10 protein-coding genes and 1 rRNA gene are annotated in these 13,866 nt (G+C 71.6%); 7 read left to right on the top strand and 4 right to left on the bottom strand.

Annotated elements, in window-relative coordinates:
* Positions 1-40: 40 nt before the first annotated feature.
* The 5 genes from ABEA43_RS60630 (at position 41) to ABEA43_RS60610 (ending at position 5,528) form a co-directional block, all read left to right on the top strand.
* On the top strand, positions 41-742 hold the full coding sequence (locus tag ABEA43_RS60630; protein ID WP_345577504.1) for a TetR/AcrR family transcriptional regulator: 702 nt from the start codon (positions 41-43) through the stop codon (positions 740-742).
* Between the two features lie 12 nt (positions 743-754).
* The gene (locus tag ABEA43_RS60625) at positions 755-2,383 is read left to right on the top strand and encodes an AMP-binding protein (RefSeq protein ID WP_345577501.1); all 1,629 of its coding nucleotides are present in this window, start codon (positions 755-757) and stop codon (positions 2,381-2,383) included.
* Between the two features lie 66 nt (positions 2,384-2,449).
* Complete coding sequence (locus ABEA43_RS60620; RefSeq protein WP_345577498.1) at positions 2,450-4,066, top strand: PucR family transcriptional regulator; 1,617 nt, start codon at positions 2,450-2,452, stop codon at positions 4,064-4,066.
* Positions 4,067-4,093: 27 nt separating this feature from the next.
* A complete protein-coding gene (locus ABEA43_RS60615) occupies positions 4,094-4,477 on the top strand; it encodes a cupin domain-containing protein (RefSeq protein ID WP_345577495.1) in 384 nt (127 codons plus the stop codon).
* Between the two features lie 22 nt (positions 4,478-4,499).
* A complete protein-coding gene (locus ABEA43_RS60610; RefSeq protein WP_345577492.1) occupies positions 4,500-5,528 on the top strand; it encodes a methyltransferase in 1,029 nt (342 codons plus the stop codon).
* 64 nt (positions 5,529-5,592) lie between these two features.
* Here ABEA43_RS60610 and trpS read toward each other — a convergent pair whose 3' ends face one another.
* Complete coding sequence (gene trpS, locus ABEA43_RS60605) at positions 5,593-6,555, bottom strand: tryptophan--tRNA ligase (RefSeq protein WP_345577489.1); 963 nt, start codon at positions 6,553-6,555, stop codon at positions 5,593-5,595.
* 257 nt (positions 6,556-6,812) lie between these two features.
* Between trpS and ABEA43_RS60600 the strand changes: the two genes are divergently transcribed.
* Positions 6,813-8,282, top strand: coding sequence for a phosphodiester glycosidase family protein (locus ABEA43_RS60600; protein ID WP_345577486.1), 1,470 nt, complete (start codon positions 6,813-6,815; stop codon positions 8,280-8,282).
* Between the two features lie 53 nt (positions 8,283-8,335).
* On the opposite strand, the gene ABEA43_RS60595 is transcribed toward ABEA43_RS60600, so the two are convergent.
* On the bottom strand, positions 8,336-8,791 hold the full coding sequence (locus ABEA43_RS60595) for an Lrp/AsnC family transcriptional regulator (RefSeq protein WP_345577483.1): 456 nt from the start codon (positions 8,789-8,791) through the stop codon (positions 8,336-8,338).
* Positions 8,792-8,891: 100 nt separating this feature from the next.
* Between ABEA43_RS60595 and ABEA43_RS60590 the strand changes: the two genes are divergently transcribed.
* Complete coding sequence (locus tag ABEA43_RS60590) at positions 8,892-9,518, top strand: LysE family translocator (protein WP_345577480.1); 627 nt, start codon at positions 8,892-8,894, stop codon at positions 9,516-9,518.
* 8 nt (positions 9,519-9,526) lie between these two features.
* On the opposite strand, the gene ABEA43_RS60585 is transcribed toward ABEA43_RS60590, so the two are convergent.
* On the bottom strand, positions 9,527-12,976 hold the full coding sequence (locus ABEA43_RS60585; protein WP_345577477.1) for a tetratricopeptide repeat protein: 3,450 nt from the start codon (positions 12,974-12,976) through the stop codon (positions 9,527-9,529).
* Between the two features lie 805 nt (positions 12,977-13,781).
* Positions 13,782-13,866: ribosomal RNA gene (gene rrf, locus ABEA43_RS60580) — 5S ribosomal RNA — on the bottom strand; the annotation flags it as partial.

Genomic DNA, 13,866 nt, shown 5'->3' with positions numbered 1-13,866 from the left:
ACAAACTCGCACACTGTGCGAGTGGATTTATCCTGGGAGGATGACCGGCAAGCCGCTCACCTCCGTCTGGCTCCGCGAGCCACGCAAGGCCACGAGCCCAGGGCGCAGTCGCGAGGAGATCGTCCGCGCCGCGATCCAGCTGCTCGACGAGGAGGGGCATGCCGGGCTGAGCATGCGCAAGCTCGGCGCGAAGCTGAGCGCGGGTGCCACCAGCCTCTACTGGTACGTCGCCAACAAGGACGAGCTGCTGGAGCTGGCCTACGACGAGGTCTGGGGCGAGATGCCCGTCCCCGATCCCGGCGAGGTCGGCTGGCGCGGCTCCGCCTCCGCCATGGCCCGCGGCATGCGCCAGGTCATCCTGCGCCACCCGTGGTCGGCCGACCTGATCGGCCGGGTGCCCGCGCTCGGCCCGCAGGCGCTGCGCGTCACCGACCTGATGCGCAAGACGTTCAAGGCGGCCGGGTTCGCCGGGCTGGAGGTCGACTACGCCAACTCCACGCTGACCGCCTTCGTGTTCGGCATGACGATCCCGGAGATCGCCTGGGACGCCGCGACGAACGGCCCCGACTACGACGCCGAGGAGATGCACGCGTCCGTCGTCAGGGCGGTGGCCGAGTACCCCGATCTCCTGGAGGGCGTCCACCAGGACGCATACGACGATCCCCGGGCAATGCGCGAGATGTGTTTCGAGTTCGGTCTGGCGTCCGTGCTCGACGGCCTTGAGCGGCGGCTGGTGACGTAGCAGGATCCGGGCATGAGCGATTTTCGTGCTGCCCGTGACTTCCTCCTCGGCGCCGAGCCCGCCGCCGCCCGCCGCGAGTTCCGCTGGCCGCAGCTCACCGAGTTCAACTGGGCGCTCGACTGGTTCGACGGGGTGCTGGCCGCCGAGACGCCCGGCGCCGTCGCTCTCAAGATCGTGGGCGCGAGCAGCGCCTCCTACACCTTCGCCGAGCTGTCGGCCCGCTCCAACCAGGTCGCCAACTGGCTGCACGAGCAGGGGGTGCGCCGGGGCGACCGGATCCTGCTCATGCTCGGCAACCAGGCCGAGCTGTGGGAGTCGCTGCTGGCCGCGATGAAGCTGGGCGCGGTCATCATCCCGGCGACGACGCTGCTGACCGCCAAGGACATCGCAGAACGCGTCGAGCGGGGCGGCGTCTCCCACGTGATCGCCAACGCGGCCGACGCGGGCAAGTTCGGGAGCGGCGCGTACACGAGGATCGCGGTCGGCGACGCCTACAACTGGCTGCCGTACCACGAGGCCTACGAGGCGAGTGAGCGCTTCACCCCCGGCGCGCCGACGCCGGCCGGCGACACGCTGCTGCTCTACTTCACCTCGGGCACCACCTCGCAGCCGAAGCTGGTCGAGCACACGCACGCGTCCTATCCGGCCGGGCACCTGTCGACCATGTTCTGGATCGGGCTCCGGCCGGGCGACGTGCACCTCAACGTGTCCTCACCGGGGTGGGCCAAGCACGCCTGGAGCAACGTGTTCGCGCCGTGGAACGCCGGGGCCACCGTGCTGATCCACGACTACCAGCGCTTCTCCGCGCCCGCGCTGCTGGAGGTGCTGCGGGACGAGCGGGTCACCACGTTCTGCGCGCCGCCGACCGTGTGGCGGATGCTCATCCAGGAGGACCTGTCGGCGTGGCAGCTCCCCCTGCGTACGGCCGTGGCCGCCGGCGAGCCGCTCAACCCCGAGATCATCGACCAGGTGGCCAAGGCGTGGGGCATCACGATCAGGGACGGCTACGGGCAGACCGAGACGACCGCGCAGATCGGCAACCCGCCTGACGAGCCGGTCAGGCCGGGCTCGATGGGCCGGCCGCTGCCCGGCTACGAGGTCGCGCTCGTCGACCCGGTCACCGGGGAGCAGGGGGACGACGGCGAGATCTGCCTGCCGCTGGACGACCGCCGCCCCCTCGGCCTCATGTCCGGATATGTCGGTGGATCTAGTGAAGCTATGCGCGGCGGTTTCTACCACACCGGCGACGTCGCCACCCGCGACCAGGACGGCTACATCACCTACGTCGGCAGGACCGACGACGTCTTCAAGGCCTCCGACTACCGCATCTCGCCGTTCGAGCTGGAGAGCGTGCTGCTGGAGCACGCGGCCGTGGCCGAGGCGGCCGTGGTCCCCGCGCCGGACCCGGTACGCCTGGCCGTGCCGAAGGCGTACGTGACGCTCGTCCCGGGGTTCGAGCCGGACGAGGGCACCGCGCGGTCGATCTTCGAGCACTGCCGGCGGGAGCTGGCCCCGTACAAGCGGGTGCGGCGGCTGGAATTCAGCGAGCTGCCGAAGACGATCTCCGGCAAGATCCGCCGGGTTGAGCTGCGCGTACGCGAACCGAGGCAGGAATACCGCGAAGAGGATCTCCATCCATGACAACGGGTACATTCTGTAAATTGACCTCTGGCCGTTCTTACAGGCTGATCGGCTAGGCTCTGCCCCGTGTTGCCCACCATCGCCGACGTCCTCGCCCTGGAGACCGTGCGCCGGGGCAGCCCGCGCGTGGTCGCGGGCGCCGACCGGCTCGACACCAGGGTGCGGTGGGTGCACGTCGGCGAGATCGCCGACATCGCCCAGCTGCTGCGCGGCGGGGAGCTGGTGCTCACCACGGGCGTCGCGCTGCCCGAGGACCCGGAGAAGCTCGCCGACTACATCGGCGAGCTGTCCTCCGTCGGCGCCTCCGGCCTGATCGTCGAGCTGGGCCGCAGGTTCGTCGGCGAGCTGCCGCGCGTGGTGGTCAAGACGGCCGAGGAGCACGGGCTGCCGGTCATCGTGCTGACCCGCGAGACGCCGTTCGTGCAGATCACCGAGTCCGTGCACGCCCGCATCATCGACATCCAGCTGGAGGAGCTGCGCGCCTCCGAGCAGCTGCACGAGGTGTTCACCGAGCTGTCGGTCGAGGGCGCCTCGCCCGCCGAGGTGCTGGCCCAGGTGGCCAGGCTGTCCGGCAAGCCCGTGCTGCTGGAGAACCTCGCGCACCAGGTGCTGGCCTGCGAGTCCGCCGGGCGCGACGCGGGGACCCTGCTGGCGGGGTGGGAGACCAGGTCGAGGGCGGTGGCTCCGGCCGAGCGCACCGCGTACGACCCGGCCTCCGGGTGGCTGTGCACCACGGTCGGGGCGCGCGGGCAGGACTGGGGGCGGCTGATCCTGCTCTGCGACGCGACGCCGTCGCCGCGCGACATGGTGCTGGCCGAGCGCGCCGCCACCACGCTCGCGCTGGGCCGCCTGCTGGAGCGCCACCAGGAGTCGCTCGAACGGCAGGCGCACGGCACGATCATCACCGGCATCCTGACCCACGCCTACGCCGACCCCGACGAGGCCGCCGCCCGCGCCCGCGCCGTCGGCGTGCCGCTCACCGGGCGCAAGCTGATCAGCGTGGTGATCCGCCCCACCGACCCCGTGGACCAGGCGCTCGACGGGCAGGCGCAGCTCGGCGAGCTGGCCGAGGCCACCGCCGCCGCCTGCCGCGACGCCCGCCTGCCGGCCCTCGTCGGCGCGCTCGACCAGGAACGGGTCGGGGTCCTGCTGCCGCTCCCGCCGCGCACCCAGGCCGAGCCCGCGCTGACCGCGCTCGCCGACCGGCTGCGCGTGCTGTGGCGGCCCGGCTCGGCGTTCGTGCTGGCGGCGGGCTCGGTGGTGGAGTCCATCAAGGACGTACGCCGCAGCTTCCTCGAAGCCGAGCAGGTGGCCGACGTGGCGGTGCGCCAGCCGGACGGCCGGGCCTTCTACCGGCTGCCCGACCTGCGCCTGCGCGGCCTGCTCCACCTGCTGCGCGACGACGCGAGGCTGCAGACGTTCGCGGAGCGCGAGCTCAGCCCGCTGCTGGCCCACGACGCGCAGCGGGGCGGCGACCTGACCAGGATCCTGCGCATCTATCTCGACGCGGGCCGGAACAAAGCGGTCGCCGCGCAGAAGGCCCATCTGTCCAGGCCGGCCTTCTACGACCGCCTGCGCCGCCTCGAACGCATCCTTGAGACCGACCTCGACGACGTGGAGTCGTGTCTCTCGCTCCATGTGGCACTGCTGGCGCTGGAGTCGTTCCGCCGGGAGTCACGTTGAGCGCGCTGATGTGCTGAAATGGGCGATATGTCTGATGTCCTGATGCCTGACGTGGCCGACCTCGGCCGCATGCTCGCCACCGCGGGCGCCTTCTCCGTTCCCGTCCACGACGTGCGGCTGACCCCCGAGACGCTCGACCCCGACCAGATCGTCGCGGGCGACCCCGTCACGTCCTCGCTGGAGCTGGGCGACGGCCGGGGCATCTGGGAGATCACTCCCGGCGTGGTGACGGACGTGGAGTCCGACGAGATCTTCGTCGTGCTGTCCGGCCGGGCCACGATCGCCGTGGAGGGCGGCACCACGATCGAGATCACGCCCGGAGACGTGTGCCTGCTGGCCGCGGGCGCCAGGACGACGTGGATCGTGCACGAGACGGTCCGCAAGGTGTACCAGACCCGCCGATCCGCCTGATCCTGCGCTTACCGTCGCAAGTGTGCCCCTCTTCATCAACGCCCTGGAGGCGGCGGCCCACCGGCTGTCGGTCGTGCCGCCCATGTTCGACTACTTCAACGCGCTCGGCCTGCACGCCCTCATCGCGGCGGCTCGGATAGGAGTCTTCGACGCCCTGGACGAACGCCCGTCCAGCGGCGACGAGCTGGCCGCCAGGCTGAACCTCGACGCCCGTACCACGACCATGCTGTTACGCGCCCTGGCCGGGCTCGGCTACCTGCGGGACAGGCGCGGGCGCTACCGGCTGACCCGTGTGTCGCGGCTGTGGTTCACCACCGGGTCGCCGACGTCGCTGGTGGCGGGGCTGGAGTTCTGGGAGCGTACCGCGTGCGTGGTCTGGCCGCGGCTGGAGAAGACCGTACGCGACGGCTCGCCCGCCACGCCCTTCTACGAGCTGCTCGAAAGCGACCCCGGGCTGTCGCGCTCGTTCCAGGCGTGGACGGCGGCGGTGGCCAGGCGGCAGGCCCCGGCCACCGCCCGGGCCATCCCGGTGCCGCGCGGCGCCAGGCGGGTGCTGGACGTGGGCGGCGGCCACGGCGTGTTCAGCCTGGCGCTGCTCGGACGCCATCCCGAGCTGCGCGCCACCGTGCTCGACCTGCCGCGGGCGCTCGAAGCGGCGGCCGAGCACCCCCGGCTGACCCTGCGGGCCGGGTCCTTCCTGGAGGACGACCTGGGCGGCGGGTACGACGTCGTGCTGCTGTTCAACATCGTGCACGGGCTGGACGACGAGGCCGTGGCCGCGCTCTTCCCGCGGCTGGCGGCGGCGCTCAACCCGGGCGGCACGATCGTGGTCGGCGACCAGTTCGGCGACAGCGCCATGCCGGGGCGGGCCAGCCGCACCCTGCTCGGCCTGCTGGACCTGAACTACCGGGTCGCGGCGGGCGGGCGGGTGCGGAGGTTCGTGGAGGTGGCGCGACTGCTGCGGGAGGCGGGCTTCCACCGGCCACGGCACCGCCGCCCGCTGCGATCGGTGGTCACCGAGCTGGCCATCGCGCAGACGCGCCGCCGCTAGAACACGTCGCGGGGACGCGTCGGCGCATCGCGGAAACGCCGCCGGCGCGGGAGAGCGTCGGCGCTCAGAAGCCCATCGCCGCGCGTACCTCGTCGAGGGTGGTGATCGCCCGCTCCCTGGCCCGCCGGTTGCCCGCGGCGAGGAGCTCACGGACGTCCGCCTCCGTGTGCTCGGCCCGCCGTTTCCTGATCGGCCGCAGGAACTCGTTGACCGCCTCGGTGACCAGCTTCTTGAGCGCGGCGGCGCCCCCGTCCCCGATCTCGTCGGCGAGCTCCTGCGGCGGGCGGCCCAGGCAGAGGCCGGCCAGCGTGAGCAGGGTCGCCACCCCGGGCCTGCCCTCCTCGTCGAACGTGATCAGCCGCTCGGAGTCCGTACGGGCCTTGCGGATGAGGGCGGCCGTCTCGTCCTCGGTGGCCGACAGGGCGATCGCGTTGCCGCGGCTCTTGCTCATCTTGCCGCCGTCCAGGCCCTTGAGCAGCGGGTGCACCCCCATCATGGCCTCGGGCAGCGGGAACACCTCGCCGTAGCGCTCGTTGAAGCGGCGCGCCACGAGCCGCGTCACCTCGACGTGCGGGAGCTGGTCCTTGCCGACCGGCACCAGCGTGCCCTTGCAGAACAGGATGTCGGCCGCCTGATGCACCGGATAGGTGAACATCAGGCCGCTGACCGCCTGCTGCAAGCTGTGCGCGATCTCGTCCTTCACCGTGGGGTTGCGCCGCAGCTCGGCCACCGAGATCAGGCTCAGGAACGGCAGCAGGAGCTGGTTCAGCTCGGGGATGGCGCTGTGCTGGAAGATCGTGACCTTGGCCGGGTCGAGCCCGATCGCCAGGTAGTCGAGGAGCAGGCCGGTGATGTTCCGCTGGATCTCACCGGGCAGGTCACGGTCGGTGATCACCTGATAGTCGGCGATCAGCACGTACATCGGGTATTCGTCCTGCAGCCTCACCCGGTTGGCCAGCGAGCCGAAGTAGTGGCCCAGATGCAGCGGGCCGGTCGGGCGGTCGCCCGTCAGAACGAGATCGTTCATCGCACTCTCTCCTAGAGGTCATGCCGTCCCGGAGAGAGCCCGCAGCGCATCGGTGGCCGTCTCGGAGACGGCCCGCGCATGGGAAATCAGCGGCCGTCGGTCGGCCGCCACCACATGCTGATGCGTGACATACACCAATCGTATCCGCCCGGGGTGTCAATCTCGTAACTGCTTTAACCGTTTCGCGTGTTCTGCTGCCCTGGACACCTTGATCTCGCCAGGATGGTGCGGTCCCTTTACCGCCCTCTGGAGAATTCATGTCTCGACGTACCCTCGCCGGCGGCCTGGCCATAGCCGCGGCACTCACTCTCACCACGCTGCCCGCGGCCGCGGCGCAGCTGTCGGTGAAGTTCCCGTCGGCCAAGTTCCCGCTGGGCACCCGGCCGGTGCCGACCAAGACGATGACGGCCGTCACGCAGGGCATCGACCTGTACGACGTGAAGGCGGGCTCGTCCACCGACGGCTACACGGTGACCATCCTGATGCCCAGCGGCCGCGACTACGGAACGCTGCCGACCGCCGAGGCCCGGGTCGCCGAGGTGGAGGCCACCGGGGAGAGCGCCAGCCTGCAGAAGGTGATCAGGCCCAGCGTCGCCGACGCCCCCTCACAGACCGTCTACATGGTGCGGGTCGGCCTCTGGTCCTTCGACGACAAGAAGAAGGCCGACGACACGGCCAAGAAGCTCAAGGAAGCCGGCCTGAAGGTCAAGGTCGACTACCTGGGCGACGACGGGCTCAAGACCACCGGCCCCTGGGACGCCAAGGTCGTCCTGATCGACGCCGGGGCGTTCCGCGGCTCGTACGCCGCCTCGCTCGGCACCAGCGTGGCCAAGCGGGAGACGGTCTCGTCGATGGCCAAGGCCCGCAACGCGGTGGTCGGCCTCAACGGCGGCTTCTTCAACATCCACACCGCCAAGGCGCTGCGCGGCGAGCCCGTCGGCGCGTCCGTCGTGGGCGGCAAGCTGCTGAGCGAGGCCGTCCCCGGCCGCTCCGCGGTGGTGCTCAGAGGCCGGAGCGCCAAGATCACGGAGCTCAAGACGACCGTGACCGCGATCTCCCAGGACGGCGAGAAGGTCGAGGTCAACGGCATCAACCGGGCCACCGTCACGGACGAGCTGGTGCTGTACACGGAGGAGTACGGAGCCAAGACGCCCACCGGTGGGACCGACGCCGTCATCGACGCCAACGGCAAGGTCACCGGCCTGCGCGCCTCGGGCGGCGCGGTGGCCGCCGGGATGCGCGTGCTGCACGGCAACGGCGTGGCCTCCGACTGGCTCAACGAGCACGCCTTCCAGGACTGGACCGTGCAGGTCGAGACCAAGGTCGTGGACCTGCGCACCAAGAAGGCGCTCAAGCTGACCCCCGACCTGAACGTCATCGCGGGCGGCGTCGGTCTCGTGCGCAACGGCAAGGTGAAGATCACCGCCAAGCGCGACGGCCACGACTCCATGAACATGATCCTGCGCCGCCACCCGCGGACCCTCCTCGGCACGACCAGGAACGGCAGCCTGATCCTGGCCACCATCGACGGCCGCCAGCCCGGGGTGACGGTCGGGGCGAACTTCGTCGAGGCGGCCCAGTTCATGCGCTGGCTGGGCGCGACCCAGGCCATCAACCTGGACGGGGGCGGCTCGACGGCGATGATCGTCGGCAACAAGCTGGTCAACCGGCCTTCTGACGGGGCCGAGCGCGGCGTGGGCGACGCGCTGCTCGTCCTGCCCAGCTGACACCTCCGCACGGAAAAGGGGTCCACACGCTGTGGGCCCCTTTTTTCGTACGGTCAGGTCACCGGCAGCCCTGTGTCCGCCTTAACCGCCTTCATCGCCAGATGCGAGGTCAGCTGCGCCACCCCCGGCAGCCCGGACAGCCTTTCGCTGTAGAAACGCTCGTAGGCCGCCAGATCCGCGACGGCCACCCGCAGCAGGAAGTCCGGATCGCCGAACATCCGGTGCGCCTCCACCACCTCCGCCATCCCCGCCACCTGGCGCTCGAACTCCGCCACCGTGTCGTGATCCTCGTACCTCATCACCACCGTGACGAACGCCTGGAACCCGCGCCCCACCGCCGCGCCGTCGAGCAGCGCCCGATAGCCGCGGATGACCCCTGACTCCTCCAGCTGCCGGACCCGGCGCAGGCACGGCGACGGCGTGAGCCCCACCCGGTCGGCCAGCTCGGTGTTGCTGAGCCGCCCGTCCCGTTGGAGCTCTTGGAGGATCCTGCGGTCGATGCTGTCCACGACGCAATATCCTGCCACGATCCTCCCGCGCTCGGCACGAATCCACCATCGCCTGCCACGCCTCCTGAACTACCGTCGGACGTGGACGAAGGAGGATCTCGTGGACACCCGGCTGATTTTGCTGTTCCTCGGCATGGATCTGCTGCTGATCTGCACCCCGGGTCCCGACATGCTCTACGTGCTGGCCCGCTCGCTCGGCCAGGGCCGCAGGACGGGCCTGACCGCGGTGGCGGGCATCTGCTCGGGCTACGCCGTGCACACCGTCCTGGCCGCCGCCGGGCTCGCCGCCGCGCTTCAGGCCGTACCCGCGGCTTTGCCCGCGATGCGCTACGCCGGAGCCGCGTACCTGGTGTTCCTCGCGATCAGGACCCTGGCGGCGCTGCGGCGGCCCGCCGCGCTCGCGGCCGGGATGAGCGCGCAGCCGACGGGCACGGTGCTGCGGCAGAGCATGCTCACGGCCCTGCTCAACCCGAAGGGCCTGCTGCTCTACCTGTCACTGATGCCGCAGTTCATCGCACCGGGCACGGGCGTCCCGCTCGGCTTCCAGCTCACCGCGCTCGGCCTGCTCCACGTCGTGAACTGCGCCATCCTGTACGGCCTGGTCGCCGTCGCGACGGCGCGCGCCGGCCGGGCCCTGGCGGGGACCCCGAGAGCGGCGCGCCGGATCTCGGCCGTCTCGGGCACCCTGCTCCTCGTGGTCGCGGCGGCCACGCTCGGCGCTCACTAGCACCGCCCTCATCGGGCCTGCTCTGTCCAGTAGATGAGCTGCTCGCCGGTGGTGACGGTCGCGGGATGGTCCGGGCCGAGCACCCGCTCCCTGACGGGCAGCAGCGCGGCGCACAGATCGCGGGCCGCCGCCGGGTCGCCCGACCGGCCGGTCCAGTAGGCGAGGTTCGCGCAGGCCGTCAGGGTGTCGGGGTGGTCGCGGCCCTGGACCCGTTCCCGGTCCGGCAGGAGGGAGGCGTACTGGTCCCTGGCCGCCGCGTGATCGCCCAGCTCGCCGGTCCAGCGGGCCAGCTCGTGCCGGATGGTCAGCGTGTCGGGGTGGTGCGGGCCGAGCACGCGTTCCCTGATGGGCAGCAGGACCGCGTACTGGTCGCGCGCCGCCGCCGCGTCACCCGCCTGACCCGTCCAGTACGCCAGGTTGTGCCGGGTGATGAGCGTGTCGGGGGATTCGGGGCCGAGCACGCGTTCCCTGACCGGCAGGAGCGCCGAGCACTGGTCCCGCGCCGCCGCCGCGTCACCCGCCTGGCCGGTCCAGTACGCCAGGTTGTGCCTCGTGGTCAGGGTGTCGGGATGCTCGGGGCCCGAGGTGCGCTCACGGCGTACGAGCAGGTCCGCGTACTGGTCCCGGGCCGACGCGGCATCGCCCAGCTCGCCCGTCCAGCGGGCCAGCTCATGACGGGTGATCAGCGTGGACGGGTGCTCGGCGCCGAGGACCCGCTCCCGGATGGGCAGCAGGGCGGCGCAGTGGTCGCGGGCCGCCGCCGGGTCGCCCGCCTGGCCGGTCCACTGGGCGAGGTTCGCGCGGGCGGTGAGGGTGTCGGGATGGGCGGAGCCCTGCACGCGTTCGCGGACGGGGACCAGCTCCGCGTAGAGGTCCCTGGCCGCGGCCGCGTCCCCCAGCTCGCCCGTCCAGCGGGCCAGCTCGTGCCGGATGGTGAGCGTGTCGGGGTGGTCGGGGCCGGAGACACGCTCGCGTACGACGAGCAGCGCCGCGTACTGGTCCCGGGCCGCCACCGCCTTCCCCAGCTCACCCGTCCAGCGGGCCAGCTCGTGCCGGTTGATCAGCGTGGAGGGATGCTCCGGGCCCTGGACGCGTTCGCGGATGGGCAGCAGCGCCGCGTACTGGTCCCTGGCCGCCGCCGGATCCCCCGCCTGGCCGGTCCACTGGGCGAGGTTGGCCTGGGTGATGAGGGTGTCGGGGTGCTCGGGGCCGGAGACGTGCCTGCGGACGGGGAGCAGGGCGGCGTACTGGTCGCGGGCCGCCACCGGGTCGCCCGCCTTGCCGGTCCATTGCGCGAGGCTGTGGCGGGTGGTCAGGGTGTCGGGGTGCTGGGGGCCGAGCACGCGTTCGTAGATGGGGAGCAGGGCGGCGTACTGGTCGCGGGCCGCGGCCGAGTCGCCGGCCTCGCCGGTCCACTGCGCGAGGTTCGCCCGGACGGTGAGCGTGACGGGGTGCTCCAGACCGAGCACGCGCTCCCTGGTCGGCAGCAGCGCGGCATACTGGTCGCGGGCGGCGACCGCGTTGCCCGCCTCGCCGGTCCACTGCGCCAGGTTCGCCCTGGCCGTCAGGGTGTCGGGGTGGTCGGGCCCCTGCACGCGTTCGCGAACGGGGACCAGCTCCGCGTAGAGGTCCCTGGCCGCCGCCGCATCCCCCAGCTCACCGGTCCACCGCGCCAGCTCGTGCCGGATGGTCAGGGTGTCGGGATGCTCAGCGCCCTGGACGCGCTCGCGGATGGGCAGCAGGACGGCGTACTGCTCGCGGGCCGCCGCCGCGTCCCCCAGCTCCCCTGTCCACCGCGCCAATTCGTGCCGGATGGTCAGCGTGGAGGGGTGCTCCGGGCCCTGGACGCGTTCGCGGATGGGCAGCAGCGCCGCGTACTGCTCGCGGGCCGCCGCCGCGTCCCCCAGCTCCCCTGTCCAGCGCGCCAGCTCGTGCCGGGCGGTCAGCGTGGAGGGGTGCTCCGCGCCCAGTTTCGCGGTGAGCGCCTCGCAGATCTCCAGATACAGGGATCTGGCCGTCCGGTAGTCCCCGCTCGCGCCCAGGTACCGTGCGGTCTTGTCCATGCCGGGCGAGTCGGCGGTGAGCACCGTACGGATGTGCGGCAGCAGGTACGCGTACCGTGGCCAGTTCGCCGCCGGCGCGGGGTCGTCGGGCAGCACCGTCTCCAGGAGCACGGCGGCGGCGTCCTTCCAGCGGCGTCGCTCCCGGGGGGCGAGCTGGTCGAGGGTGACGGCCTGGACCAGGCGGTGCACCGAGACCGTGCCGTCCACCGGCTGGCCGATGAGACTGTGGCGGCGCAACGCGCTCACGGCGACGTTGACCGTGACAGGGTTTCTCGGCAGCTCCTGCATCACCGCCAGCGCACTCAGCCAGGGACGGGAGTCACGCAGCCGGCGCACCGTCGAGCTCGGCAGCCTCCCGTACGCCCGCTGCCGCCTCATGTCGTCGCTGAACAGCCCGCGCGGCGAACGCCGTTCGAGCGGGGAGAGCAGCAGGTGGTACGGGACGGCCTCGTGGGCGTAGCAGGCCAGCACGCGCAGCAACGCGATCGCCTCCGGACTGGTGCGGGCCAGGCGTTCGAAGGCGAGCTGCCACGTGGTCGTGACGCGCTCGCGGTATCCCCACGCCTGCCCCTGGGCGAGCAGCTCGGCGCGCTGGCGGTGCAGCAGGTCGTGGTATTCGGCGATGGTCAGCCCCGTGTCCGCCATGAACGCGCCGGCCTGCTCCAGCGCCAGGGGCAGCGCGCCGAGCTCGACCGCCACCTGGGCCGCCGCCGCGTCGTCGTCCTGCCCGGACCGCACCAGCACCAGGGCCGTCGCCGGCTCCAGGTCCAGCACGGGCAGCTCCAGCCCCTGCGCCGGCGGCCAGTTCCCGGACCGGCTGGTGACCAGCACATGCCCCGGCCCCGCCGGCGGCAGGAAAGGGCCCAGCACGTGAGCCTCCGGCGCGTTGTCGAAGATCAGTAACCACGGCTCCGGGCTGGCGGCCAGCACGGCGTGCACCTGGTCGACCGGGTCGGCCGCGTCGACCGTCTCCCGCAGGCCCAGCAGCGCCGCCAGGCGGGCGAACGCAGCCGACAGAACGGCCGGTTCCACGGCCGGCAACTGCCAGACGAGGCGGTAACCCTGCTGGTAGCGGTAGGCGTACTCCAGCGTCAGGCTCGTCTTGCCGACCCCACCGAGGCCGTGCACCACGACCACGCGCGGCTCGACGCCGCCACCGGTCAGCCGCTCGCGCAGCCCTTCGACCATCTCGTCCCGGCCGAGCAGCTGGGGTGGCCTGGGGGGTAGCTGCATGGGGCGGGTGGGGACTTGGGGGCGGGACGGCAGGTGTACGTCGCCGGCGACGTCGATGTGCACGTCGGTGATGGCGGTCGCGCTGTCGCCGGTCAACGCCACCCCGGTGTTGTCCCCGCCTACCGCGATCGCCCGCTCCCCACCCGCATCCACCTCACCCACGGCAGGGGACTCGCTCGCCTCCGCACCCCCCTCGGCCGTCTCACCATCCTCTCCGGCCGCGTCACCTGGCCCTCCAGGGGACCTCTCTCCCGACCGTTCAGGCGCGTCCCCGCCCGATCCCTCAGGCGCGTCCCCGCCCAATCCAGACGCGTTCCCGCCCGATCCCTCAGACGTGTCTCCGCCCGGTCCATCAGAGGGGCCCGGTCGCAACCCACCAGAATCCCCCTCCACCAACTCGGCAGCGTTGCCGCCGGCCAGGTCGGCCGAGTCCATACCCGGATGCTCAGACGAATTCCCGCCGGGACGCCCAGAGGAAATCCCGGAGGACCGTTCCGACGGAATGCCGGCGGGATGTTCAGACGGTTGCTCGGAGGACTGATTGGACAGTTGCCCGGACGATCCAGCCGGTGGCCGAGCCTTGGTGTGCGAACGGCGTCGAACCCACGTCACCGCGCCTGCCGACAGCAGACCCGCGAGCCCCACGAGAATGCTGATCCTGCCGGCCCACTCGTCCAGCACTTCCAGCAACCGCCCGGACAGACCTAATGGCGCGGCGAACAACCCGACAAGTCCTGCCATCAACAGGACGATCGACAAAGCCATGACCAGAGCAGTCAGGAAACGCGGGCGCCGTCGGTTACGTCGCGCCGGCGAAGGGGGTGCCGTCACACTCCCAAGAGTGACGGCGTCGCGTGGGGGTCGCCACCGGAAGACAAGCATGCCCCGGTAAGCAGAAAAGGCCCGATTCGCTCCTGAAAAACAGAAAGGGCCCGACGCGTTCAGCGTCGAGCCCCTTCAAAAGATTGTCCGGCGGTGACCTACTCTCCCACACCCTCCCGAGTGCAGTACCATCGGCGCAGAGAAGCTTAACTTCCGGGTTCGGAATGTAA

It is taken from the genome of Nonomuraea rosea (assembly GCF_039539705.1).
Taxonomy (GTDB): Bacteria; Actinomycetota; Actinomycetes; order Streptosporangiales; family Streptosporangiaceae; genus Nonomuraea; species Nonomuraea rosea.
Note: the sequence above shows the minus strand (reverse complement) of the source record. Positions and strands in the feature narration are given on the sequence as shown.

Bases quoted from the DNA above. Each gene is read 5' to 3' on its own strand.
- trpS (WP_345577489.1), bottom strand. From the start codon at position 6,555: ATGAACGATCTCGTTCTGACGGGCGACCGCCCGACCGGCCCGCTGCAT.
- ABEA43_RS60615 (WP_345577495.1), top strand. From the start codon at position 4,094: ATGTCTGATGTCCTGATGCCTGACGTGGCCGACCTCGGCCGCATGCTC.
- ABEA43_RS60630 (WP_345577504.1), top strand. From the start codon at position 41: ATGACCGGCAAGCCGCTCACCTCCGTCTGGCTCCGCGAGCCACGCAAG.
- ABEA43_RS60625 (WP_345577501.1), top strand. From the start codon at position 755: ATGAGCGATTTTCGTGCTGCCCGTGACTTCCTCCTCGGCGCCGAGCCC.
- ABEA43_RS60600 (WP_345577486.1), top strand. From the start codon at position 6,813: ATGTCTCGACGTACCCTCGCCGGCGGCCTGGCCATAGCCGCGGCACTC.